The 23,877-nt window shown below is 64.7% G+C and carries 27 protein-coding genes and 1 pseudogene; 14 read left to right on the top strand and 14 right to left on the bottom strand.

Annotated elements, in window-relative coordinates; translation table 11 throughout:
* Window positions 1-75: 75 nt before the first annotated feature.
* Window positions 76-441 carry a hypothetical protein gene (locus tag PHLH3_RS04040; RefSeq protein WP_213628294.1) on the top strand — a complete coding sequence of 122 codons (366 nt, stop codon included), beginning with the start codon at window positions 76-78 and terminating at the stop codon, window positions 439-441.
* Window positions 442-648: 207 nt separating this feature from the next.
* Here the strand turns inward: PHLH3_RS04040 and PHLH3_RS04035 are convergent, their stop codons facing one another.
* The 5 genes and pseudogenes from PHLH3_RS04035 to PHLH3_RS04015 all read right to left on the bottom strand — a co-directional run bounded on the left by PHLH3_RS04035 (window position 649) and on the right by PHLH3_RS04015 (window position 5,329).
* On the bottom strand, window positions 649-1,197 hold the full coding sequence (locus PHLH3_RS04035; RefSeq protein ID WP_213628293.1) for a hypothetical protein: 549 nt from the start codon (window positions 1,195-1,197) through the stop codon (window positions 649-651).
* Between the two features lie 325 nt (window positions 1,198-1,522).
* A complete protein-coding gene (locus tag PHLH3_RS04030) occupies window positions 1,523-4,282 on the bottom strand; it encodes a bifunctional DNA primase/polymerase (protein WP_213628292.1) in 2,760 nt (919 codons plus the stop codon).
* On the bottom strand, window positions 4,273-4,482 hold the full coding sequence (locus PHLH3_RS04025) for a TraR/DksA C4-type zinc finger protein (RefSeq protein ID WP_213628291.1): 210 nt from the start codon (window positions 4,480-4,482) through the stop codon (window positions 4,273-4,275). Before PHLH3_RS04025 ends, PHLH3_RS04030 begins: the two co-directional genes overlap by 10 nt.
* Window positions 4,475-4,962: pseudogene (locus tag PHLH3_RS04020) on the bottom strand (phage regulatory CII family protein). The gene PHLH3_RS04025 and the pseudogene PHLH3_RS04020 overlap by 8 nt, the downstream one beginning before the upstream one ends.
* A gap of 163 nt (window positions 4,963-5,125) precedes the next feature.
* Window positions 5,126-5,329 carry a Cro/CI family transcriptional regulator gene (locus PHLH3_RS04015; protein WP_213628290.1) on the bottom strand — a complete coding sequence of 68 codons (204 nt, stop codon included), beginning with the start codon at window positions 5,327-5,329 and terminating at the stop codon, window positions 5,126-5,128.
* 116 nt (window positions 5,330-5,445) lie between these two features.
* Here PHLH3_RS04015 and PHLH3_RS04010 point away from each other — a divergent pair, with 116 nt between their 5' ends.
* The 12 genes from PHLH3_RS04010 (at window position 5,446) to PHLH3_RS03960 (ending at window position 13,532) form a co-directional block, all read left to right on the top strand.
* Window positions 5,446-6,213 carry a helix-turn-helix transcriptional regulator gene (locus tag PHLH3_RS04010; protein WP_021222547.1) on the top strand — a complete coding sequence of 256 codons (768 nt, stop codon included), beginning with the start codon at window positions 5,446-5,448 and terminating at the stop codon, window positions 6,211-6,213.
* A 319-nt stretch (window positions 6,214-6,532) separates the two neighbouring features.
* On the top strand, window positions 6,533-7,069 hold the full coding sequence (locus PHLH3_RS04005) for a hypothetical protein (RefSeq protein WP_213628289.1): 537 nt from the start codon (window positions 6,533-6,535) through the stop codon (window positions 7,067-7,069).
* A 9-nt stretch (window positions 7,070-7,078) separates the two neighbouring features.
* Entirely contained in the window at window positions 7,079-7,348 is a 270-nt protein-coding gene (locus tag PHLH3_RS04000) for a phage antirepressor KilAC domain-containing protein (protein WP_213628288.1), read from the top strand.
* Entirely contained in the window at window positions 7,345-7,590 is a 246-nt protein-coding gene (locus PHLH3_RS03995) for a hypothetical protein (protein WP_213628287.1), read from the top strand. Before PHLH3_RS04000 ends, PHLH3_RS03995 begins: the two co-directional genes overlap by 4 nt.
* Window positions 7,587-7,832, top strand: coding sequence for a hypothetical protein (locus PHLH3_RS03990; protein WP_213628286.1), 246 nt, complete (start codon window positions 7,587-7,589; stop codon window positions 7,830-7,832). Before PHLH3_RS03995 ends, PHLH3_RS03990 begins: the two co-directional genes overlap by 4 nt.
* Window positions 7,829-8,068, top strand: coding sequence for a pyocin activator PrtN family protein (locus PHLH3_RS03985; protein WP_213628285.1), 240 nt, complete (start codon window positions 7,829-7,831; stop codon window positions 8,066-8,068). The genes PHLH3_RS03990 and PHLH3_RS03985 overlap by 4 nt, the downstream gene beginning before the upstream one ends.
* A 186-nt stretch (window positions 8,069-8,254) precedes the next feature.
* Window positions 8,255-8,899: a hypothetical protein gene (locus PHLH3_RS03980; protein WP_213628284.1), complete on the top strand. Its 645-nt coding sequence runs from the start codon at window positions 8,255-8,257 to the stop codon at window positions 8,897-8,899.
* Window positions 8,896-9,441, top strand: a complete 546-nt coding sequence (locus tag PHLH3_RS03975; RefSeq protein WP_213628283.1) for a phosphohydrolase — start codon at window positions 8,896-8,898, stop codon at window positions 9,439-9,441. The genes PHLH3_RS03980 and PHLH3_RS03975 overlap by 4 nt, the downstream gene beginning before the upstream one ends.
* Complete coding sequence (locus PHLH3_RS03970) at window positions 9,438-11,183, top strand: DNA cytosine methyltransferase (RefSeq protein ID WP_213628282.1); 1,746 nt, start codon at window positions 9,438-9,440, stop codon at window positions 11,181-11,183. Before PHLH3_RS03975 ends, PHLH3_RS03970 begins: the two co-directional genes overlap by 4 nt.
* Window positions 11,180-12,175, top strand: a complete 996-nt coding sequence (locus tag PHLH3_RS03965) for a phosphoadenosine phosphosulfate reductase family protein (protein WP_213628281.1) — start codon at window positions 11,180-11,182, stop codon at window positions 12,173-12,175. The genes PHLH3_RS03970 and PHLH3_RS03965 overlap by 4 nt, the downstream gene beginning before the upstream one ends.
* A complete protein-coding gene (locus PHLH3_RS30255) occupies window positions 12,172-12,516 on the top strand; it encodes a hypothetical protein (protein WP_244862976.1) in 345 nt (114 codons plus the stop codon). The genes PHLH3_RS03965 and PHLH3_RS30255 overlap by 4 nt, the downstream gene beginning before the upstream one ends.
* On the top strand, window positions 12,417-13,532 hold the full coding sequence (locus PHLH3_RS03960; protein WP_244863048.1) for a tyrosine-type recombinase/integrase: 1,116 nt from the start codon (window positions 12,417-12,419) through the stop codon (window positions 13,530-13,532). The genes PHLH3_RS30255 and PHLH3_RS03960 overlap by 100 nt, the downstream gene beginning before the upstream one ends.
* Window positions 13,533-13,588: 56 nt before the next feature.
* On the opposite strand, the gene PHLH3_RS03955 is transcribed toward PHLH3_RS03960, so the two are convergent.
* Entirely contained in the window at window positions 13,589-15,346 is a 1,758-nt protein-coding gene (locus tag PHLH3_RS03955) for a restriction endonuclease (RefSeq protein ID WP_213628279.1), read from the bottom strand.
* A gap of 457 nt (window positions 15,347-15,803) precedes the next feature.
* On the opposite strand from PHLH3_RS03955, the gene PHLH3_RS03950 reads away from it, so the two are divergent.
* A complete protein-coding gene (locus PHLH3_RS03950; protein ID WP_213628278.1) occupies window positions 15,804-16,175 on the top strand; it encodes a DUF3592 domain-containing protein in 372 nt (123 codons plus the stop codon).
* A gap of 100 nt (window positions 16,176-16,275) precedes the next feature.
* Here PHLH3_RS03950 and PHLH3_RS03945 read toward each other — a convergent pair whose 3' ends face one another.
* Genes PHLH3_RS03945 through PHLH3_RS03910 form a run of 8 tightly spaced genes read right to left on the bottom strand, consistent with a single transcriptional unit; the run spans window position 16,276 to window position 23,774 of the window.
* Window positions 16,276-16,479, bottom strand: a complete 204-nt coding sequence (locus tag PHLH3_RS03945) for a hypothetical protein (RefSeq protein ID WP_213628277.1) — start codon at window positions 16,477-16,479, stop codon at window positions 16,276-16,278.
* A complete protein-coding gene (locus tag PHLH3_RS03940; RefSeq protein ID WP_213628276.1) occupies window positions 16,455-17,276 on the bottom strand; it encodes a Rieske 2Fe-2S domain-containing protein in 822 nt (273 codons plus the stop codon). Before PHLH3_RS03940 ends, PHLH3_RS03945 begins: the two co-directional genes overlap by 25 nt.
* A complete protein-coding gene (locus PHLH3_RS03935; RefSeq protein ID WP_213628275.1) occupies window positions 17,273-18,409 on the bottom strand; it encodes a hypothetical protein in 1,137 nt (378 codons plus the stop codon). The genes PHLH3_RS03940 and PHLH3_RS03935 overlap by 4 nt, the downstream gene beginning before the upstream one ends.
* On the bottom strand, window positions 18,406-19,560 hold the full coding sequence (locus PHLH3_RS03930; RefSeq protein ID WP_213628274.1) for an ATP-grasp domain-containing protein: 1,155 nt from the start codon (window positions 19,558-19,560) through the stop codon (window positions 18,406-18,408). Before PHLH3_RS03930 ends, PHLH3_RS03935 begins: the two co-directional genes overlap by 4 nt.
* Window positions 19,548-20,906, bottom strand: a complete 1,359-nt coding sequence (locus tag PHLH3_RS03925) for a F390 synthetase-related protein (protein WP_213628273.1) — start codon at window positions 20,904-20,906, stop codon at window positions 19,548-19,550. Before PHLH3_RS03925 ends, PHLH3_RS03930 begins: the two co-directional genes overlap by 13 nt.
* Window positions 20,896-21,750: an MBL fold metallo-hydrolase gene (locus tag PHLH3_RS03920; RefSeq protein ID WP_213628272.1), complete on the bottom strand. Its 855-nt coding sequence runs from the start codon at window positions 21,748-21,750 to the stop codon at window positions 20,896-20,898. Before PHLH3_RS03920 ends, PHLH3_RS03925 begins: the two co-directional genes overlap by 11 nt.
* Window positions 21,747-22,754 carry an NAD(P)-dependent oxidoreductase gene (locus PHLH3_RS03915; protein WP_213628271.1) on the bottom strand — a complete coding sequence of 336 codons (1,008 nt, stop codon included), beginning with the start codon at window positions 22,752-22,754 and terminating at the stop codon, window positions 21,747-21,749. Before PHLH3_RS03915 ends, PHLH3_RS03920 begins: the two co-directional genes overlap by 4 nt.
* Window positions 22,755-23,774, bottom strand: a complete 1,020-nt coding sequence (locus PHLH3_RS03910; RefSeq protein ID WP_213628270.1) for a 3-oxoacyl-[acyl-carrier-protein] synthase III C-terminal domain-containing protein — start codon at window positions 23,772-23,774, stop codon at window positions 22,755-22,757.
* Window positions 23,775-23,877 lie beyond the last annotated feature (103 nt).

Below are 23,877 nucleotides of genomic sequence, written 5' to 3'. Positions count from 1 at the left end.
AATTGAAGTTAAGGGGGGTACGCAAAAGCGCTTTGCTGCTCGTACTATCAAGCTTTCAATCAGAAGGAGCTGAAAATGAGCACCGTTTTAACCATCATCGGGGTGATATGTGCGGTCATCACTGTCACGATCAAGATCATTGAAACCAAACGTGCCCATCGAAAGATCTTGGTGAAGCTCCTGAAACGCGTGACGGGATACACCCTGCTGATCTGTGCCCTGGCTCTGTCCATCTATGTGGCGTATCTGGGCGGCGCGTACATCCTCAACTTCGTTGCGAAGCCAGATGCACCGAGCAGAATTGAAATCGTCATGTTGATCCTTAATTTCATCAACCTGGCGTTCTACTCGATGGCCACAGTTGCCCTGGGGACACTGATCTTCACATCGCTTCGCAAACCGAAGCCCGATGCAGACGCCGAAGTCACGACTCCAGCCTGAAGGCAAAAGCGCCGCTGCCTCGAACTCCAGGCCGGCTCAGAAAAGGGAAAGCCCCGCCGGGTTGGCGAGGCTTTCGAGGGTGCCGGGTCAGAGTCCGGCGGTGCACAGCACGTGCATGTGGTGCAGTCGATACCGGTCAGGCGGAAGTCGATCAGCGTGGCGACTTTTTACCCCCGACCGGAAAAACCGGAAGCCCCCAATTAACGGTTATTCCGACGGAAGCTGACGGGGGCGCTCCGGCGCCGACGGACGCCGAACAACCGACGAACGGTCGTGCTCCCGAAGCCGCTCGGCGCGCTTTCGGCTGGCTTTCTCCGCCTTCGCAATGCGCTTCACGTCCTCCAGATTCGCCGCCTGCCGCCGGCACAGTTCGGCCAGCACCCACTCGTGCAGGCTCTGCACCCAGTTGCGGTAGGTGCGGTCTGCCTTCGGGTCCATTTCCAGCAGCGCCATCTGCTGGGCCACCGTCCTCGGCACCGCGCCCAGGTAGCGAAGTCGAGCGAGGCGTGCCAGCCGCTGCGCCACCTCATCGCCCCGACCCAGCGCGCTGATGCACGCCTCCACTTCCCTAGAGCGGTGATCAAGGTGGCTCCCGCCAACGGGAACGCGCGTCCCTGGCTCGCCACGAGGGGGCGCGCCCTTCCACTCGATGAGGGCGGCGAGGGGGCTGGCCCCTCCCCCCTCCAGAACGGGGCCGAGCTGGGCGCTGACCTGCTCTCCCCAATGCCGCATCAACGTCTCCACGGCTTCAATCATCATCCCACTCCGTTAATATCGAATCTGACACGGATTTCCCTCTATCCAACACACATCCAACACAATTAAAACCCTTTAAAAACAATCAATTACTTAGGGTGTGTTAGGTGTGTCAGATGTGTTGGATGGTTTCCCGCGTAAGAAAAAAGAAAAGGGTTAGCTCTGCTCGACAACAGAAAATGCGTGCACGCACCCGCGCACGCGCGATTGATCCAACACACCTGACACACCACCCCGCAGAGCCCGAACGGCGCGGGTTGAGCCTGTGTCAGATCACCTGAATCGATCCAAAACACATCCAACACATCCAACACACCCCGGCGCGTCATGCGGCCTCCTTCTTCAGGTGATCCCAGTTGTCCACCTTCCAGCCCGCCATGCGCGCGGACTTGCGCCACGCCTCGACAGCCAGGCCCAAGGCCTTGCTCTCCAAGGAAGGGGGCGGGGAAGGATCGACGGTGTTCACGGGGAAGTAGAACGTCGCGAAGGCGCGCCGCTTCCCGTCATACCAGGGCACGCCCTGCTGCTTCGGGATCTTGGTGCCGATGAACTCCGCGAACTTCTTGTGGCTGAGGGTGTGTTCCCTGTTCCGCGTGCACCATTCGATGAAGAGCGAATACAGATCGGTACTGACGCAGGTCTTGAACAGGTCGCCCAGGTAGCCGGCTTTCAGCTCGCCCAGAAAGGACTGCCAGCTTGTCTTCGACAGGTCCACCAGGCGCTGCCGTGCTGCCGTGCGGGGTGGCCGGGTGTGCGCATGGAAGTCTCCTACGTCGTACTGCAACAGGTAGCCGTAGAAGGCCGGTATGCCATCGCCCTGCATCTCGGCGATGACCCGGTCAAGCAGTTGGCCCTGGAGCGTCAGCTCGGGCCACACCACCAGCAGTCGGCGGTCGTCCTCGGCGATAGGCCAGGGGATGATTTCGTTAGAGAGGAACACCGCGTTCATGTAGTTGGCTTCTTCCCAGCCACTGATGAACTTCGACTCGATGCGCATCGTCTTGCCGGTGACCATGTGCTTGATCTTGCCCACTTGGTTGTACCGCTGGTCCCGCGACACCACCTCCTCGAACACGCCATAGAGCTTGTTCGACTGCCAGGCCGACCACTGCGACTCCAGCTGCGTCTGCCCAACCGTCGCCCCGTAGGCGCCGTAGATCTCGCGCACGATGTCCGACAACAACAGGCTCTTGCCCGAGCCCTCCATGGTCGAGTGCATCAGCACCGCGGTGGCCATCTTCGAGCCCACACGCTGCAACGGCAGCGCCAACCAGCACATCAGCCAGTGCACCACCGCCTCATCGCCGTTGACGAGGAAGCGCACCATCTCAAGGATGGCCTCGCACTTCGTGAAGTCCTCGGTCGGCGTCATGGGCAGCCCCTCGAAGGTGTTGATGTACACCGACGGGTCCTTCTCCATCTTCGGGTCGAACACGAGGTGTTCCTGATCCACCACCCGCCGCTCATCGCTGTTCAGCCACAAGGTGTACATATCGCCCAGGGCGACCCGCAGCGCCGCCACCGGGATGCGCCTGCGCTTCTGCGCATCCCAGATGTCCTGGGTGCCGTCGATGTACACATAACGCTCGGTCGGGCTCATATCCCTCCCACCCGCCTTGCCCTTGCCGCGCTTGCCCTTAGAGTCCAGCTCCGCCTGCTCCACGAGCCGCTTCGCCATATCCGCCGCGATGGACATCTTCTCCTCGGTCTCGTACCAGGCCTTCGCCAGCGGCTTCGTCACCAGGCTCTCGAAAGCCGTCTTGCGCATCAGCAGCCGCTTTTGGCGGTCGTAGACCTTGGTCTCGCCTTCCACCAATGCATAGCGCTGCAGAAGGCGCTTCAACGGGTCGACCGATCCCCCCGCGCCCCCTTCAGGAGGAGCCGCGTCAGCCTCGGCCGCCTCCCCAGATGGGGCGCGGGGAAGGCCGTCATCCTGGCCGGGCTCGCCTTCGTACTCGTCCACCGGGGGCAGATCGCCCAGGGGCGGTGGCTCAGGCTGGCGCGGCGCGCTGCTGTGCTCGATGCCCAGGATGCGCGCCGCCGCCTTCACCGCCGCGCCCTGGTCGCCGTTGTGCTCAAGAATGCAGAACACGTCGAAGGCATCGTTCTGGTGCCCGTTGGCCAGCGGGTCGGAGGCGTGGTGCGAGTACATCCGCCCCTCATTCACCGTGATTCCCGGCAGGCCGGTCGAGCTGTGCGGGCAGAGGTACTTGCTGCCCTTGCGCTCATAGCCGTGGGCCTCCAGCAGGTTCTCGACATCGTGCGCCTGGTTGAACTGCTCGATGACCGAAGCCCCGCTACCGGCCGCCGCTGGCTTGCGCTTCGGCGCCGCCTTCTTCGCAGGCCTCTTCGGCTCAGGCCGCCAGGGGCAGCTCAGTTCCGCGTCGCGCTTGAAGGCATCCCAGTTCTGCCAGATCGCCAGCAGCTCCGGGGTCAGCTCGGGCAACTCATCGCCGGGTGGCGTGCGCCAGGTGTAGGGCTTCCCGGTCTCGGGATGGATCGAAGGCGGTAGCACGTCCTGCACCAGGCCTGCGCGCAGCTCCAACACCGTGAACCTCTTGAAGGGGTCGGCCAGCGCCCTTGCCGCCGCCTCGGCCACCTTGTCCTTGGCCTTCTTCGCCGCGACGACACGCGCCGTGGCGGCCCTGAACAGGGAGCCGTCGGGGTCTTTCTCGTTGGGCCAGGTCAGCTTGTGGGCAGTCAGCTCCAGGCCGGGGGGCATGCGGAACAGGATGCGGAAGCGCGCCGGGTTGCCCACCACCGTGGGGAACACCAGCGCCATCGCATCCAGATCGAGGCCCAGCTCGTGGTACAGCACGTGCCGCGTCCACTGGACGTCATCCACGTCGAGCGAGCACACCCGGCCCGGGCCCAACACGGCGCCCATGTTGTGTTTCGGGTTCTTCAGCCAAAAGGCCTTCGCCTCCTCGGCATCGGTGAAATACCCGCCAGGCTGGTTCCAGGCGTCGCCCGTCGGCCCCTTTTTCCCCGGAGGGATCGGGACCAGGGCGAGGCCGTATTGCGTGATGTAGTGAGAAGCCCAGTCGGAAATCGGTGCAGCAGCGGCCGGGAGTTTTAGCGGCATGCCAAGCGCTCCGCCCGCCCTTGGCACTGCACGCAGAAGCGGCAGCCCGGTACCGCCAGCTGACGCGCCTTGGGGATGTCGTCGCCGCAGTCGTCGCACTCCTCGGCGCTCACGCCGGTGTAACGCACGCGGTTGTCGATTCGGTGCTGAAGCATTTCGGCCTGGTGGGCCTCAGCCAGTTCGAGGAAGCGCTCATCCATCGTGGCGGCCCTCCATCGCTTGGCGGGCACCGGCCATGATGCCGAGCACGGCGCGGATCACATCCATGCCGCGGGCCTCCAGCGCCAGGACCTCGTCGCGGGTCCAAACGTTATCGGCGGCACCGTCGTGCATGCTGGTGACGAACTCGCCGGTCTCCTCCAGCAGGTGGCCGACCGCCTTCAGGGCATCCTGGGTGGCAGGCACCGGCACCGGCTTGAACCACGCAGCACCGGCCGGGCGCACCAGGGCGTCCAGCAACACCGGGCTCGCGGTGAAGCGGACCACATCCTCCAACTCGTCGGGGTTGAGCCAGCGGCGCTCCTCGTTCACTTGCAGCTTCTTCTGCAGGGTGTCGTAGTCGCAGCACATTTCATGGGCGAGGGACGTAACGCCCCCTTGAAGTCACGCGCGGCCCGGTAAAGGGCCTGGCGAAGGGAAAGGACCGGACCGGTGTCCGGCAGCAAGTCGTGTCGACTCATAACCGTAAAAGCTCCTTTTACGGTGTAGCCAAAGGGCAAGGCGCGCCCTACCCTATGGCTACGACCGATGCATCGCTGTGTCGTCGTAACGCCTACCAAGGGGGTCAGAGCCCGAGGTAAGCACCCGCCGGCGCGGGAGGTCAGAGTCCCGCGCCGGCATCTTTTAAGCAGCTGCCCGGCGACGCCCTACCAAGCGAATCTCGATAGGCTCATAGCCGCCACCAGCCTTCTTCCTCACACGGATCTCCCGATTAGAGTTGATCATTTGTGAGACGGCACTCTGGGTAACACCCAACAGCTTGGCCATCTCCGGCTGCTTCTTTCCCTGAGCAAAATCCACCAGGGGGATACCAAAATCATCTTCCATCCACGTTTCCTCGATGGGTCAGCGCCCTGGATATTAGTGACACTTCTTTTTCAGGGCAAGCAAAAAAGAAGTTTCACTCTTTGTGAAATATTAGCTCCCCTTATAAGTTCGTCAGCATGACGACTTCGAATGACATTCTGCGCGAGGAAGCTGAAAGGCTTTCCGCCATCTACAAGGCCAAGAAACTCGCCGATCCCAGCCTGAATCAGGACAAGATCGCCGATGCATGCGGGTGGTCATCACAAAGCGTGGTCAGCCAGTACATGCGGGGCAGAATCCCGCTCAACCTGGGAGCCCTTCTTAAGCTCGCTGCTGCTCTGAAAGTGTCCCCCGCAGAAATCAGCCCCCGCCTGGCGGCTGAGCTGGGTGCCGCCGCATCGCACGAGCTCACGCCCGTGACCACCCCCTCATACGAAATGCATTCGATTGAGGCGTGGGACGACGAGACACCGCTCGGACCGGATGAGGTTGAATTACCGTTTTTCAGCGAGGTCGAGCTATCTGCAGGGAGAGGCAGCGAAGTCATGCTGCAAACCAATGGAAGGAAGCTCCGCTTCGGCAAGCGGACACTGCAAAAGAAGAACATCTCCACAGAGTCCGCCGCCTGCGTAACCGTGACAGGAAATAGCATGGAACCTGTTCTGCCCGAAGGCAGCACAGTCGGTGTGGATACCTCGATGACCGCCATTCAGGACGGCCAGATGTATGCAATCGACCACGACGGCCAACTCCGCGTGAAGGTTCTTTACAAACTCCCTGCCGGCGGCATTCGCATGCGCAGTTACAACGTTGATGAATGGCCCGATGAGCGTTACGAGGGTCCTTACGTTGCCTCGCATATAAAGGTGATCGGCAAGGTGTTCTGGTACTCGGTACTGATCTGACCGACATCATCCCAGTGACGAAGGCCGCGCATGCGGCCTTTTTTGTTCGCGCACGAGAATCTATAAGCGATACTGTTGACTTTATAAATTAGTGATACTAATTTTAATCCCGTACCCATCTCTGACCCCTGGAGTACGGAATGAAAACGACACAGCGACGCACCGCCTGCCAGGTTCACGTGATCCCGGCTCGCTCCATCACCCCTGACGATGTCTTCAAGGCACGCCAGGCGGCTCAAGCCGCCGGATGCGAGTTCGTCAGAACCCCGCCCCGCTCCGCCAGCCACCACGACCACGGTCCGTTTGGGGGTGACGCCGCATGAGCGCTTACACCCTCACCCGCGCTTCGGTCTCGGCCCTGCGCATCCTGCTCGCCACCGGCGGCAGCGACAGGCTCAAGCTGCAACGGCCTGTCAGCGATCTGCACGCTGACATCGTCGTCACGCCCAACCGCGACAGCGTGGAGGCCATCGTGCACTTCGGCGACCACACCTACAGCGTGACCATGCCGGCAGGTGACTCCGCCAACCCCCACCACCTGGCCGACTTCATCGACGCCGCCGCCAACGGCAACGTCGAGAGTGCTGCGCCTACGGTTCGGCGGGCCGGGCTGAGCTCCAGCGACATCCGCTACGCCCACCTCTCCCGAAACGACGAGCGAAGCATTCAGAACCTGTGCTGTTTTGGCGGCACCGCCACGCTCAGCACCGGCAGCCAGGTGACCACGCACGCCAGCCCCCGGAGCACGGCCATCACGGCGATTGTGGTGCACGGTAGCCGCAGCGAGATCTGCAGCGGCAGCCAGGCGGATGTACGCCGCCAGGTCGCCGAGCTGGTCGAGCAGCTCGCAGCTTGAGGGCCCGTCATGAACCGGACCATCAACCAGGCGGCCGAGCTGCTTCGCCAGCCGCCCCAGCAGTTCCGCAATCGCCTCAAGGCCCTGGGCGTGCTCACCAAGGACAGCCAGCTGGAGAGCCGCTACGAGGGCAGCGGCTACCTCTTCACCCGGACCAAGCACTACATGAACCGAGGCCTGGGCAGGGAGGTGCCTTACCACGTGGTGATGATCACCGAACGCGGTATCGCTTACCTCGCCGAGCGCCTGGACATCCCATACAAGGAAGAAGCCGCATGAACCAGACCCGACACCAGCAAGCATCACAGCTCGCAGACGCCTACCGCCTGCTGATCGCCGCCACGCCGATCCAGACCCTGCCCTTCGTCACGCTGACCCGCGACGAGGAGCCGCTGCTGGCTGCCGTTGTGATCGACCAGGGCGGCGCCGTCATCGCCCGCGCCCTTGCGCGCACTCCCATTGAGCTCACGGCACGAATCAAGGCTCGGCTCCCGGTGGGGTGTGGGGAGGTCCGCCAATGAACACATCTGCAGCCTTCGACAACCTGCGCCGCACCCTTCGCCTGATCAGAACCGCAGACAGCATCGACCTGGCCTATTTCCACACAAACATCGCCCGCGGCGCCGCCAGCATGGCAATGGAACTTGAAGTGATCCGCCGGCCGGAGGGGCAGCGTTACCTCGACCTGGCGGTGAACGCCCGCGAGTACCGTTTCGACGAGCTGGCCGCAGAGCAACGAGCCAAGAGGCAAGCGCTCGCATGACCAACACCCTCCAAGACCTCTGGAAAGAGTGGGGCACCACCCACCTGACCATTGAGCAGGTGCGGCAGAAATACTTCCCGCACCTGCGCACCGAGAAGGCACTGCGCGCGTTGATCCGCAACGGGAAGGTCGGCCTGAAGACCCACAAGCTCACCGACTCCCGGCTCGAAAAGCCCGTCGTGCGCCTGCTGGACCTGGCCGACTTCCTCGACGCCCGCGCGAACAAGGCCGCCTGATCACAACAACCGGCCCACCGCCGGGAACAGCAGGGAGGACGCCGCCATGAAGTAGCACCACAGCCAGCAACTGCGCGACGTATGGAGGCATACACCGCCAGCGGGCCCGGAGACGGGCCCTTCTTTCAGCCCACGCCAGACTCTGACCGCTTCCTCTGGCGCCGGACAACTACCGAGGACACAGCAATGAACCCCATCGTAATTTTCGGCGCCACCGCGCTGGCGATGTTCGCCACGCTGGTCGGCGCATGGATTACCCGCAACGGCACCTTCTCCCGCGGCTACGACGCCGGTTACGACGACGCCCGCCGCGGCTACCGCGACCAGCTCGCCGCCATGGCCAGCGAATGCGCCGAGCTGAAGGAGCGACTCACCAACACCATCGCCAAGGCCCGCCTCGACATGGACAGCGTGAGCCGTGACGCCGACGACCGAGTGGCCGCCTTCGCTCATCGCGCCAACCCCCTGACCCGCAGTGACGCCAGCGAGCTGCATAAGATCTCCGGCCAGCTCACCAGCGCTGCCGACCTGGCCACCAAGTTCAACCTCGAGAACCGCGCCAAGTGGTTCACCGATGCCGCAGCCCTGGCGAAGGTCCTGGCCAGCAAGACCACTGCCGCTCTGGACGCCGCCGAGCGGCCCGCCCCATGCCTCCCCGACACCACCCGCCTCGACTGGATTGAGCGCTACGCACACGTCTCCAGCGGCCTTGAAACCGTCGAGCTGTCGGTCGAAGTCGGCAGCGGCTACCCGGGTGCCGACACCGTGCGCGAAATCATCGACCACGCCCGCGACCGCCAGGTGCAGGCCGACCTGGGAGAAGCGGCATGACGTGGATCATCACCTCCACCGGCAAGCGCTTCGACCTGCTGGAACCCAAGGCGGCCATGGTCGACCTCGTCGACATCGGCCACGCCCTCGCCCAGCTCTGCCGCTTCACCGGCCACACCAGCACCCACTACAGCGTCGCGCAGCACAGCTACATCGTCGCCGAGCTCGTCCCGCACGAGCACCGCCTGCAGGCGCTGCTGCATGACGCCACCGAAGCCTACGTCGGCGACCTGGCCGGCCCGCTGAAGAAGATGCTACCGGCCTACAGCGAGATCGAGCACAACGTCTGGCTCGCCATCTGCGAGCACTTCCACATCGACCCGGAGCTTCCGCCCTGCGTGAAACAGGCCGATCTGGTGGCGCTGGCCACCGAGCGCCGGGACCTGATGCGTCACCACGCTGATCAGTGGGAATGCCTGCAGGGCATCGAGCCGGCGCCGAAGCACATCCTCGTGTGGAGCGCGGCCGAAGCTCGGCGGAACTTCCACTACGCCCTGATGGAGCAGCTGAGCACCACGCATCGGAGGGCGCACGCGCCATGACCGACCCTTCTCAGCTTTCCTTCGGCTCAGTGTGCAGCGGCATTGAAGCTGCGAGCGTTGCCTGGCATCCGCTGGGCATGCGCGCGGCATGGCTGTCGGAGATTGAACCGTTCCCTTGCGGCGTCTTGGCCCACCGGTGGCCGGAGGTCCCGAACCTCGGCGACATGACGCAGCTCGCGCGCCAGGTGCTACTCGGCCTGATTCCAGCGCCGCCCCTCTTGATTGGAGGAACGCCCTGCCAGGACTTCAGTGTTGCAGGCATGCGCGCCGGCCTGGCCGGCGAGCGAGGATCACTCACCATCACCTACGTGGAGCTTCTAGATGCAATTGACTATGTTCGCCCCAGCGGAGACGAGTGCGTCGCCGTCTGGGAAAACGTCCCCGGGGTCCTCTCGGACAAAGCCAATGCGTTCGGGTGCTTCCTCGGCGCCCTGGTGGGCGAATCCGATGCGCTCCAGCCGTCAGGGGGAAAATGGACGAACGCTGGTTGTGTGTATGGACCCAAGCGAACAGCCGCATGGCGGGTGCTGGATGCCCAATATTTCGGAGTGGCCCAACGACGCCGTCGTGTGTTCGTTGTCGCAAGTGCTCGAAGAGGATTCGATCCCGCCGCGGTACTTTTTGAGCCAGAAGGCGTGCGCCGGGATACTCCGCCGCGCCGCGGTGAGGGGCAAGACCTTGCCGGACGCGCTCCTTTCGGCCCTGCGCTCCAGTGCGGGTGCGGAAGCATCCTCGAACTAAGTGTGGGCCCCTGGGGCTGCCCCAACTGCGAGGGCGAGGAAGGCCCCGCGGTGGAGGTGATGGCGGGAGTTCCCGCATTCGGCGGCGAGAACCAGGGCGGCAGCCTGTTCCAGGCCGGCGCATTGAACGCCCACGGACTACGCAACGACTTCGCCACAGAGACGTTCTGCGTAGCACCCACCATAACCGGCGGAGGCCGTAAGGATGGCGGCTACAGCTACGACGACATCCCAGCCGTGACAGCCACGCTGACCGCTCAGTATGGAAAGAATGGCGGTATCCCGGCAGGGAACGACTACACCCCGGTCAATCTGATCGCCGGAACCCTCAATGCCAACGGCAAGGCCGCCGGCAGCGCCACCCAACAGGATGCGGAGTCTGGTCTGTTGGTGGTGCACGGCACCCAAGATCCATGCGTGCAGCTTGAGCAGGCACACACCCTTGGCCGGGATAACGGCCAGGAGAACGCAGTTTTCGCCATTCAGGCTGGAGCTCTGCGCACCAACCCAGTCAGCGGACCGGATGGGGTAGGAGTTCAGACCGAGCACGCCTACACACTGGAGGCGAGGGCCGAGGTTCAGGCGGTGTGCATCACTGGCGACGTCACTCACACGCTGAAGGCTGAGGGCTTCGATGCCAGCGAGGACGGCACCGGACGCGGCCAGCCTATCGTGTTCGATCCCACCCAGATCACCAGCCCCGCTTGTGGGAGCAATCCGCAGCCCGGAGGCCCTTGCCACACCCTGGCCAGCGGCGCGCGCCCCCCGACCTTGGCCGGATCACAAGTTCGCCGCCTCACCCCGCGTGAGTGCGAGCGCCTGCAGGGCTTCCCGGACGATTACACGCTGATCCCCTGGCGCGGGAAGCCGGCAGACGAATGCCCTGACGGTCCGCGCTACAAGGCCATCGGCAACAGCAAGGCTGTTCCGGTCGTGCGCTGGATCGGTCGCCGATTGCTGGAACAGCTGGCCGAGACAAACAATGCGAGGTCCGCCGCATGACCACTCACAACATCGTCAGCGTCTCCGGCGGTAAAGACTCCACCGCCACCCTGCTGGTGGCCATCGCCCTGGAAGCCGAGAACCTGCAGGCCGTCTTCGCGGACACCGGCAACGAGCACGAGCAGACCTATGAATACCTCAACTACCTGGAGCGAGTGACCCGCACGCAGATCCGCCGAGTGAAGGCCGACTTCACCCGGCAGATCGCCGGCAAGCGCCGTTTCGTCGAAACGAAGTGGCGCGAGCAAGGGGTGTCCGAGGAGATCGTGCTGGCCGCGCTGGAGGTGCTGCAGCCAACTGGCAACCCCTTTCTCGACCTTTGTGTCTGGAAGGGGCGCTTCCCCAGCCGTCGCGCCCAGTTCTGCACCGAGGAGCTGAAGCGCAACCCGATGCTCGAACAGGTGACCATCCCTCTGATGGGGCAAGGCGACATGATTCTGAGCTGGCAGGGCGTGCGGGCCGGCGAGTCACTGGCCCGGCGCTACCTCCCCGAGTGCGACGAGGTGGGCGGCGGACTGTTCAACTATCGCCCGATCCTCAAGTGGGATGTGCCTGCGGTGTTCGAGGCACACCGCTACATGGGCGTGAAGCCAAACCCGCTCTACTCCCAGGGCATGGGTCGGGTGGGCTGCATGCCCTGCATCAACTGCCGGAAAGACGAGCTGCGCGAGATTGCCTTGCGCTTCCCCGAGGTCATCGACCGCATCGAGCAATGGGAGGTCATCACTAGGCAGGCCAGCAAGCGTGGCGGCGCAACGTTCTTTGCCGGAGCCAACGCGAAGCACCACAGCGGTTCGATAGCCGATCTCAGCGCGGTAGAGATCGTCAGCATAGCCAACATCCGGCAGGCCGTGGAGTGGTCGAAGACAACCCGGGGCGGCGTGCACTACGACCTTCTAGCCGGCCTGGCCGATGCATCGGCGTGCTCCAGCGCATACGGCCTGTGCGACAGCGAGTGGGAGCCCGTCAGGCTCCAGGGAGAGGCGACATGACTGCCACGGTCGAGGAACTGCGCAACTACCCCGTAGACAAGGTCCTGGAGGGGAAGCTGGCCGAGCTGGTCGGCACCACTCAGAAGGCCCTGGAGCGCAAGCGCGAACGCAAGATCATCCCCGAGGGCGTCTGGCAGAAGCTGGACGGCCGCATTATCTACAGCATCAGCAGGTACAACGAATGGCTAGAAAGCCAGTGGAAGTCCCCGATGGCGTCGAGCTGGTCGGCAAACGAGTCCGCATCCGATTCACCTGGCGCAAGGTCCGTCGGTGCGAAACGCTTCCCGTCGAGCAAACGCCAAAAGGGCTCGCAGCGGCAGCCCATCTACGTGATCAAGTAGTCAAATTGGAGGAGCTGGGCCTGCTCACGGATGAGAAGTACCTGGAGCTCTTCCCGAATACCCGCTACGTGCTGAAGCAGCTCATTCCGACCTTCGGAGAGTATTCGCAAATCTGGCTCGACAGTCGTCAGATCGTCAAAAGCACGCGCGACAACTACAAGCGGGTGCTGAACACCTATTGGATGCCGGCCCTGGCCACAGACCCGATCAACGAGATCCGCTCGCTAACCATCCGGCGCATCGTGAAAGACACCCCCTGGCCGTCGGTCACAGAACGCCGGTTCGCGATCAACACCCTGAGCGGCATCATGAAAGCTGCCATCGCGGACGAACTGATCACCACGAACCCAGTTGCATCGATCCAGCGTGGCAAGGTCCAGGCCAAGGAACCGGACCCGTTCACCCTGGAGGAGGCCGAGCAGATCGTTGACTGGCTCTACGGGAACCTTACAGGCGCGGTGAAGATCTATGCCGCCTATTACGAATTCGCGTTCTTCACTGGGATGCGGCCGTGCGAAATACTCGGCCTGGCGCGCGACATGACGTACACCGACCGGCGCAAGATCCGCGTCCGGCGGGTGATGGTGGACGGCGAGATCCACGAGCGAGTCAAGACCAAGTATGCGAGGGATGTGCTGCTGAACGAGAGGGCGCTGCATGCGCTGGAGAGGGCGGCCGAGATCCAAGGCACGACGAGTACCTACGTGTTTCGGCCGACGGAGGGCGGGGGCGAGTTCATCGCCTCGGAGAACACACCGAAGCGTTACCTGGATATGGCGATGGAGGCGCTGGGCATTCGACGCCGGCGTCAATATGCTACGCGCCACACCTACGCCACCGCCTGCCTCATGGCCGGGATGACGCCGATGTTCGTGGCAAAGCAGCTCGGCCACAGCCTCCAGGTGCTGCTTGAGATCTACGCCAGGTGGATAGACTCCGACTCTGACTTCTTAGAGCTTGAAAAGCTGAACCTGCCATCAGCACGTTCAGGAAGCCGGCTAGGAAAAGTGTACTAGCCGGAAGCGATACTCACTAACGGCCCCAAACGGGGCCGCTTGGGTAGCGCCCATAATCAGGCACCAGAAGCCAAAACCTTCGCCTCGCGCAGGTCTATCCGGGCCTTGTGGCCGTGCTTCTGCAGCATGTGGAGTAGATTTCCACCATTTAGCAGAACGAGTGGCTTCCCTGTGGCAAACGCGTATGAGTCGGGGCCAAAGTCAGATGTCGTTACCAAGATCCCTTTGTTTGCCCCTTCATTCATGACTGTGCCGTAGAGATCACGGACAGCTCCAACTCCGACAGTGTTGGTATAGCGTTTGGCCTGAATCACGATCTTGCCGCCCCGGATCGGATCAGGATCAAAAGCGATTGCATCAACCCCTCCGTCACGGCTGGCCTGAGTCACCTTTACTTCCCCTCCGCCAGCGGAAAATTCCTTCTCGAACAGTTCGCGGATGAGGTGCTCAAAGTCTTCCCAGCCAATAGCTGCCAGGTTTACTCCCTCATCAAGTGAGCTGACTACTTCATAGCTGGAGACGAAGCGCCTGTCTTCACGATTCAGTTGCATGATAGGAGCCACGGCAGCAAGGCCGTGTAGCTTTGAGCTCCCCACCCCCTTGAGAGACTTGAAGCATGCTTTCGGGTCTACATGCTCCAGATTGACCTCCATGAACTCGTCACGATTGGCCCTAAGCGAAAGGACGCAGGACGTGACTTCTTTTCCTGTGGCGCGATCAACGGCGGTAACAATGCCATTGAAAACTACAGAGCTTAGGGCTTCGATGTAGTCTGCTTCCAGCAACTCGTGGATAGTCCGCAATGTGATTTGGTAAAGCACATCGTCATAGAGTTTGGCCGCTTGTGGGTCGGAAATGAACAGCTCTTCGAACTCGCCTCGACTAGGGACATACTTGACACTTTTCAATCGTGGCAAATCGTCAGGCGCAGGCAGTTTGTAGTCCACGATCAGCGTCTTGGCTGATGCGTCGTAGTCCAGGTCAAACTCCTGGGGAAAGTAGGCTGGGTATTCGGACGACGACAAGACTAGATCGCAATACTCGATGATGGCCTCAGGATCTCCTGCCTCGTAGGAGGCCCGTTTCGCATCGACCTCTGAGTGTTCTTCTAGTTTTGCAGTGTTGTAGCTGTTGCGACGGTCATCCCATTCCTTTACTGACTGATCGTAATTTCGCTTACTCTCGGCAACGGCCTGCTCATGACTTTGGAGCGCCGTAGCAAATGAACTCCGCGCAATCCCAACCAGCTGAGTCCATTTTTTTTGATCTTCGGCAAGAGCGTACGCAGCCGCCTCCTTCAAACGCGCCTTACGGGAGGGGATCAGCCATTCCAGGATACCTAGCGGCGGGTTGTACTTTGGATCTTTTTGGTTGGGCTCCGGCGGTAGCGGAGCCATCTTAGGTTCCGGGGGCTGCCTGCCCAGAACCGGCCTGGCTTCGGGGAAAGGAGTCCTGTCTTTAAGGCTATCCCAGTCAAGAGTATCGTCGACATCCATCGTAGCGCGGAGGATTCTGGCAAGTGCTTCGAGCTCCCGCTGCGCCTCCAGCGTTTGCTCAGCCGCCAATGCCTTATTCTCCTCCTGCTGAAGGCGGCTAGCACTCTTGTCGGCCTTTTGTCGACGGCGCTCCTCCAGAACTTGCCAGCGCTGATCCCATTCGTCGACCTGCAGGGATGCCTTCATTTTGACAATAGCGACGGACTCACCGCGAATCATCCGATGCTTGTTTAGGCCGTCGTGCCAAAGCTCGAGGCTATAGGATGAAATTCCCCGGGGGCTAACTTTTTCGTACAAAGTGCCTATACGCGTCTGCATCGCTCTTGTCTCCATGTGGCGCGGGTGACGTTCCGGTGTGCCTTTCTTAAACGAAGGCACCTCCTTGTTTATCGAAGACAATACCGCGACTCTGGCAAAATGCCATCCGTCTTCCGTCCAACTATCCCCAAGCCGTCACGCTGCTGCTTCTAAGGCTTCTGTTACGGATTGCTGATGCATTTCACTACGACTCGACGCCCCGCTACTTTTGAGTCGTGTATAGTGCGCTCAACAGGGCATCCAATTCGCGCGTTGGTATGGTGGAAGCGGTACAGATTTGGTACAGTCCACGCCCGTCGCAGAGCTAAATGACTGATCTGCAAACAAATTATTAAGTGGTTGCGGCCTACCAAAAGTAAGCCCCGACCTCTCATAGAAAGCCGGCCACAAGCCGGCTTTTTTATTGCCTGCTCAACGAAAATCAGGCAAATCGTCACCCCTCAAGGAAGGAAGAGTCATGTCCGACAAATGGAAGGTCATGGGATTTCTGCTCGTTGCAGCTGCCTCCATCTACTACGCCAGGGTGAAGACGGAAATCGAGCAAAGCTGGCCCAGAACGCAGGCGGTGGTCACCGGCATGAAAGTGACCAGCTCGACGGACCGAAAAGATCGGCGCGAGTACACGGCCACGCTGCTCTACAGCTATGAAGCGAACGGAACGCACCATTCCGCCGTCAACCTGAGCACTCCGTTCTCGCGAGAAAGCTCCGCAGAAGACGCAGCCCGTCGTTACCCCGTGGGCACGAAACTCGAGATCGCCTACGACCCGGATCGCCCCGACCGTTCCCATGTCGTCCAGTCTGGCTTTTCCTCTGCCATTCAACTCTAGACGTGCCGCTGGCCGGAGTGACGCGGTATCCCGCCGGCAGCAGGGAAATTCCGCCTGATGGAGGACTTCCACATCTCCCATGGCCCAGGTGGACCATCGCCTAAAGCTGTATATCCACCTGCCTTTCCTCGAAATCCAGCGCCTCGCCGCCCTCGATCAACAACCGGATGCTCGGCCCGAGCAGGTCCTGCCGCCCATCCAGCGGGGTGGCGGGCAGGTGCCCGAAGCGCTTCTGGTTGGCGCTGACCTGTTCGAGTATCTGCCGGTCCTGGCGCAGGATCACGCCGAACAGGCGGCGCAGCACCAGGCGCTTGAGCGCGGCGGGCAGCCAGCCGCGCGCCGTGGCGATGCGGGCGAACAGGCGCAGCCGACCATTGCCGACAGGCACGAGCCAGGCGCTGACCAAGAGGTTGAGCCCCCCTTGCGGTCGCGGTATTCGATCTCCGCCAGACCCGGCAGGCGGAAGCGCCCCATGCTGATGCCGCGCTCGCCTTCGAACAGCCGCGAGATCAGCCCGGATTGCTTGCCCTCTTCGCTGTAGAGGGCCTCGACGCCATCGGCCAGCGCGCGGACCCGTGCCTTGATGCGCTGCCGTTGCCGGTCATGGCGGATCCAGCCGGCATGGACGAAGTGGGTGTGGAAGCCATCGAGGAAGTTCTCCGCCGCCTCCAGCAGCGAACACTCCACCTCGTCGGTGATCCAGAAGGTGTCGAGCGCCTGCCGCTGCTCGGCCGGCCCTGCGGGTGGAATGGCAGGCGCACCGCCCGGAGGGGAGACCCAGACCAGCCCGTGGGCCTCGCAACTGGGCAGGCTATCGATCAGCGGTTTATCGCAACGCTCGAGCTCGGTGCCGGGCACCCGGGTGCAGCGCCCGTCGGCGGCGAAGCGCCAGCCGTGGTAGGGGCATTCGATCTGGCCGTCACGGACCCTGCCGGCGCTCAGCGGGGCGAAGCGGTGCGGGCAGCGATCCGGCAGGGCGGCCGGCGTACCCTCCTCCGCGCGGAACAGCACCAGTGGCAGGTCGTGCAGCTGGCCGGCCAGGGGCCGTTCACCGAGGTCGCGGCTGAGCGCCACCGGCCACCATCGAACGGGTGTATTCATAGCTTCAGCTTCTTCATCAGGGGCACGGCGATGCCATGCAGCAGCCGGCTGAGCAGCGTCCACACCAGGCGCCGGGGCCAGCTCAGGTGGGCGACATGGATCAGGCTGTATTCGATCTCCGGCTGCCCGCCCCGCAGCCGCTTGAAGAGCGCGGCACCCGAGCTGAAGTTCAAGACCACCCTGCGCTCGACGGCCTCCTGCAGGCACAGGCGCGTCAGTTGCCGATAGAGCCCGGCGCGCTGGGGCAATGCGGTGTCGTAGCCGACGATCGGGGCGCTGATCAGCGTCGCGTTGGCGAACCAGCCCAGCGCACCGTCGATACGCCCCTCGAGGTTGCGCAGGGCTCGCAGTTCGAGCCATCCCTCGTCGCGCCCGCGCTTAAGCCACTGGGCGCTGTAGTGCGGGTTGAGCCGGCAGTACTTGTCCAGGTAGAGCAGGTTGTAGAGTTGCTCGATCCGCTGGAGATCGCCGTCGTCCAGTTGGCTGCCCGGCACCACTTCGTAGGGGCTGCGCCGCAGCAGCGTGGCATCCATCCGGGTGTTGTGGTGCCTGAGGAACGGCGCCTCTGCTCCTGCACGCCCGTCGAACAGATAGACCTGCCGGCTGGGGATGCTGAGGTAGCCGAGGGACTCCAGGCACAGGCGCATTTCCCGGTTGCTGAAGTCATTGAGCGAGCGGAAGCCGAACCCGCTGTCGGGGAAGGTTTCCCTGAGCAGGGCGGTGATCGCGGGCAGCTCGGCCGTCCCCCACTCGGCCGGGTAGAGATTCGTCGACAGCAGCCAGTTGTTGACCTGCACCAGCCTGTCGACCCTGGCCGCGCGCAGCAGCAGGTCGACGCCCAGGGTCAGCAGTTGCAGCGGCCAGGTCAGCCAGGGCTTGCCGAGGCGCCTGATCTCCTCGCGGGCATAGCCGCTGTAGGCGGTGCGCGGGGACACCACATAGCAATTGCCATCCGGCTCGCCGCCGTCGGTGATGCTGACGGGGAACTGCTGGGTGCCCGTGTCGAGCAAGGCCAGCTCCGCACTGACATTGCCGATCAGGGTCATGCCGGCGCAGGCCTTCACGTACTTCCTGGCAAGGCTCTCGCCGGCAGCGGGCTCGCCCGCTAGCTGTGCGGCGCTCAGCAACCTCATCGCGGCGCCTCGCCCAGCGGCTGGCCGTTCCATTCGATGTCCGCCGTGGAGGCGGCCAGCAGGCCGCAGCGCCGGGTCAGGGCGCGGACGATGATTTCCGACAGCCCCAGCAACTGCGTGACCAGCGGCCCGTAGTCGCCCTGCTGGACCACCACATCGCGAGCGGCGCCGTAGTCACGCCAGAACGGTGCACTGAACGCCCGCTGCGGCGCCGCCAGCAGCAGCACCGCCAGGGCCACCATGCGCGGCGCGGGGGTGGCTTGCAGCAGGTGCTCGGGCGCAGCCTCCAGGCTGGCCACCAGCTGCCGCCGCTGGTCGTCGAACAGGTGCACGCCGCTGGTTGCCCGGGGGTTGCACTCCAGCACATGGAAGCGCCCGGCCCGGTCCTCGATGAAGTCGAAGCCCACCTGGCCGGTGTAGCCGGTTTGACGGCCGAAGCATTCGAGGAACTCGCGGATCGGTGGCGGCAGCTCGGGCTGGAAGTAGATCCCCGAGCCCCGGCCCACCCGGTAGCGCGGGTGATAGCAGCCGTGGGCACGCAGCTCGCCGTCCACCAGCAGGCTGAAGCTGCAGAGCTCGCGCCCCTCGATGAAGCGCTGCGCCACCCAGGGCGCCGCCGCACTGGGCTGGACCTTGCCCAGTCGCTCGGCGCTGGGGCGGATCAGGGTCTGCGAGGCGAAGCGCGAATAGGCCGGCTTGAACACCCAGCGCGCCGCATCGGCGCTGAACGCCTGGAGTGCCTGGCCATCGGCCAACAGGTGGGTTTCGGGCGCACTCACCGACCAGCCCTGGGTCATGGCCGCGAAGCGCCCCTTGTGATGCAGGCGATGCAACAGGGCGAAGTCGCTGGTCAGCACCCGGCACAACGGCGCCAGCCGCTCCAGGCCATGGGACAGGTAGAACACCTCCTCGCAGGTCGGCAGCAGCAGGTCGATGCGTTGCGCCTGGATCACCTCCGCAAGCGCCTCGACCCAGGCCGCCGGGTCCTGCCGGGGCTCCGGCAAGCGCACGAAATGCCGCGCCGAACGGCTGAAGCGGCTGAGCGGCAGGCCCAGCGAGTCGGCCACGCTGACGGTCCAGCCGGCCTCGTCGAAGGCACGCGCCCATTCCAGGCAGGCCGGCGCGCGGGCGCCGAGAATCAGTACGTGCATGGCAGGCCCTCGGGCATCTCCAGGAGTTTCAGTCGGCGGCGCTTGGCCTCGGGTGGCGCCGGTTGCCAGTGCCCGAAACTCAGTGCCGGTGGTCGCACGCCCTGCTCGGCACACAGCGCATGAAGGCTGTCGCCGAGCGCCACGCAGGCGCCGTCGTGGTCGCCGGCGGCGCGCAGGTTGACCTGCCACGCCAGCCCACGCTGATGGATTTCGTACTCCTGCAGCGTCGCCCCGTGCATCAGCAGGGCGCGGCGCAGCACATCGGGGTAGAGCGCGAGCAGCTGGCGGCCTGCCAGGTCGGGCAGCCAGAGGATGTCGTCGGCGCGGCCTTCGATGGCGGCGATGGCCCGCTCGACGCGCCCGCACGCACAAGGCGCCGCTGCAACCCGCAGCACATCGTTGAGGCGGTAGCGCACGATCAACTGCGTGCGCCGGGAGAAGTCGGTGATGATCGGCTGGAACCGCGTGCGCCCGGCGTCCAGCCACTCCGGCTCGATGTGCAGGTGGCACTCGTTCAGGTGCAGGGTGCCGCGCTCGCAGGTGAAACCGAGAAAGCCTTCGCTGGCCTGGTAGATCTGCTGCGGCGCCACGCCGAACGTCGCGCGCACGGCGTCGGCGTCCTCCGCTTCGAGCACCTCGGCAACCGAGAGGATATGGCTCGGGCGAATGCCCAGGCGGCCGGCCCGGGCCGCCTCGGCGAGCCCGCGCAGCACGGTGGCGGGGGCCACCAGCACATCGGGGGCGTGGGCATCGAGGCGTGCCAGCGATGCGTCCAGCCCCAGGGTCAGGTCATAGAAGCCGAAGTCGATCCGGCGGCTGGAAAGCGTGGTGTACAGGCGGCTGTTGGCGCGCAGGAAGAAGGCGATCCGCAGGGGCGGCTGCCAGGGCTTGAGCAGGCGCGGCAGCAGGTGCCGGGGCAGGGTCTGCGCCAGCAGGATGCCGGCCCAGCGCTGGCGCTCCTCGCTGCTGACCAGGAACACCACCTGGTTGCCCGAGGTGCCGCTCGAAAGGCCGACGGTGATATCGCCCAGGGTCGGGCTGAAGTCCCGCGAGGCCTCGGCCTGCCGGGCGACCGGCAGCACCTGCTCCAGGGTCAGGCCCCGGGTATTGAAGCCGGCGAAATCCCCCATCAGCGTCGCCTTGTCCATCAGCGGCAGGCTGGCAAGGTTGGTGATCGACTGCCCCTTGAAGCGCCCGGCCCGGGGCAGCACGTGCCGCAGGAAGTGCTTCAGTTGCCGGGCCTGCCAGGCCTCGAGGCGCTCGCGCCGGGTGAAGCGCAGGCGGTAGCGGCTGTGGATGAAACTCGCGACGCTGCGCAAGGCGCCGATGATGCGCTCAGCGCTCATCCTCGAACGCCTCCCAGGCCTGGGTGCAATGGGACGGCAGCACGGCGACGGCGGGCTCGTTGCGGATCAGCGCGCCCAGGCCTGCGTAGGTCTGGCGGTATTGCCGGGCGTCATGCCCGGCGAACCACAGGGCCGGTGGCGCCGGCAGCCGCCCGGCGCGGCAGGCGGGCACCGACCAGCAGGCGTCCGCCACCAGGAACACCGGGCGGCCCTGGGCATCGGGGATGAACAGGCCGAGCTGGCCCTCGCTGTGCCCCGGCAGCGGCACGCCCACCAGGCTGCCATCGCCCAGCAGGTCGAAGCCCCGGTCGAAGGGTTTCATCCAGTCCGGCAGCGCGCACGGCCGGCAATCATCGGCCAGGCGCACGCGGGCACCGAAGTCATCGGGCAGCAGCGCCGGCAGGTGGCCGCCCAGGGTCGCGCGCCAGCGCCGGCCACGCAGGCTCTCGATGTGCCGGCGGTCGGCGTCCAGGGCGATGAACGAGGCCTTGGGGAAGTCCCGCAGGCCGGCGACATGGTCGCTGTGGAAGTGCGAAACGATCACCGTGCGGATGTCGTCCGGGGTGATGCCCAGGGCCTTCAACTGCGCGTGCAAGTGTTCCTGCACCGGCAGCTCCACGGGCACCGCCTCGCGGAACAGGCGCTCGGGCAGTGCCTGGGTGGCCTTGAAGAAGTGCTCGGAATAACCGGTGTCATACAGCAGCCAGCCCTCGTCGGGATGGCGGATCAACCCGCACAGCGCCGGGAATTCGGTTTTCGCCCAGCGCCCGCCGCGATCGGCCATGCACTCCAGATGCCGACACCAACCGGCGCGCAGGATGTTGAGGCTGACGGTGCGGCTCATGGGCGTGCTCCTTGTTGCGCCAGCCACCACTGCGCGTGCAGGCGGATGCCTTCGTCCTGGGTGATCACCGGGCGATAGCCCAGTTCGTCGTGGAGGGCTCGCAGGTCCAGGGTCTGGCTGAAGGCGAGCACACCGGCGCCATAGCGGGTGATCAGCGGTTCGCCACTGCCGCGCAGGCGCGCGCCGGCTTCCAGGCCCCGGGCGATGAGGTCCACCAGGGGCCAGGGCAGCCGGCGGGTGCGCAGCTCCAGCTGGAAGGCGGCGGCGACCTTGTGCAGCAGGTCCTCGAAGGCCAGCGGCGTGCCGTTGCTGACGTTGTAGGTGCACAGGGCCCTGGGCAGCGGCTGGTTGAGACCCAGCCAGACCGCCTGGACCAGGTTGTCGACGCAGGTCAGGTCCAGTTGTGCCCGACCGCCGCGCATCAGCGGGATCGGCCCGCGCTGCATGACCCTCAGCAGGCGCGGCATCAGCGTTCCGTCCCAGGGGCCGAACACCGCACGGGGCCGCAGCATCACCGCTTCGGGCAGCCCGGCCTCGCGTACCCGCGCTTCGGCCAGGGCCTTGCTGCGGGCGTATTCGTTGACCGGCGCTGGCAATGGATCGCTCTCCCGCACCCCGAGGCGATCACGGAAGGCGAAGTACAGGCTGGGCGTGGAGATGTGCACCAGGCGCTTCACGCCGTTGGCCTCGCAGGCCTGCAGCACCTCCTCGGTGGAGGCCACGTTGGCATCCGCGAACGCCCGGACCGAGCCCCAGGGCGAGGACAGCGCCGCGCAATGGACGATGGCCGTGCAGCCCTGGCTGGCCTCCCGCAGGGTGGCGGCGGCCGACGGCGAGCCGTGTTCCACCGGCACCCAGCGCAAGGGCCCGGGGCCGTGGTGGATGACCTCGGCCGCCGCTGCGGCGTTGCGGCCGCTGAAGACCACCTCGCAGCCCTCCGCCGCCAGGCGCCAGGCGATGTGCCGGCCGACGAAGCCGCTGCCTCCGGTAACCAGGATCTTCATCTAGTACTCCAGGACCATGCCGCCGAGGGAGAGGCCCGCGCCGGTGCCGATCAGGAGCAGGCGCTGCCCGCGCTGGATGCGGCCGTCGCGGATGGCGATATCCAGCGCCGTGGGCAGCGAGGCGGCGACCTGGTTGCCGTGCATGGCGAAGATGTCGATGACCTTGTCGCGCTTGAATCCCAGGCGCCGGGCCGCGTGCTGCATGGCGCGGTGGCTGGCCTGGTGGGGGATGACCCAGTCGATCTGCGTCTGGCTCAGCCCGGCCTGGTCGAGCAACTCGTCCTTCAGGGCCGGCAGGTGCTTGGCCGCGAGGCGGAACACGCCCTTGCCCTGCATCGCGAAGCTGGTCAGCGGCTCGAAGGGCACCTCGATGCGGCGCGGGTGATAGCGCGAGCCGCCGCCGGGTATCTCGCACAGGTGCGCACCTTCGGAATAGGTGCGCAGGCTGGAGGCAATGATCTTCGGCCCGCCGTCGCCGAGGCCCAGCACCACCGCGGCGGCACCGTCGCCGAAGATCCCGCACACCTCCACCTGCTGCCAGTCCAGCCCGCAGGAGGCGATGTCCGAGCACACCAGCACGATGCGTCGATAGCGGCCGGCAACGAGGGGCCACGACAGGGTGTCCAGGGCGGCGAGAAAGCCCAGGCAACTGGCGTTGACATCCAGCGCCGGGATGCCCGACGGCCCCAACCCCAGTTCGAGGTGCAGCAGTGCGGCATTGCTCGGCATGCCCTGGTCCATGGTGCCGCTGGCGCAGGCGACCAGGTCCACCTGGTGCGGCTCCAGGCCGGCCGCGGCCAGGGCGCGGCGGGCAGCCAGGGCACCGAGACTGGCGGCGGTCTCCCGGGGGCCCGCGACATGGCGCTGGATGACGCCGCTGATGCGGGCCACGCTGCCGGCGCGCAGGCCCAGCCGGGTATCCAGCTCCGCGCTGGTGACGATGCGCCCGGGCAAGGCGTGGCCGGAGCCAAGGATGGACACAGGCCTGGCGGGCAGGCGCAGGGACGATGAAATCTGCATTCAAGTTCCGTTTGGATGAGTCGGGCATGCCGGCGATGCGGTGCCACCGCAGCAACAGCGCGGCGTCGGCCGGGCCCTGGCGAAAACCGGCCGAGCATACGGC

This window comes from Pseudomonas sp. Pc102, from assembly GCF_018408275.1.
Classification (GTDB): Bacteria; Pseudomonadota; Gammaproteobacteria; order Pseudomonadales; family Pseudomonadaceae; genus Metapseudomonas; species Metapseudomonas tohonis.
The sequence above is the reverse complement of the archived record's forward strand: the minus strand, read 5'-3'. Positions and strand labels throughout refer to the sequence as shown.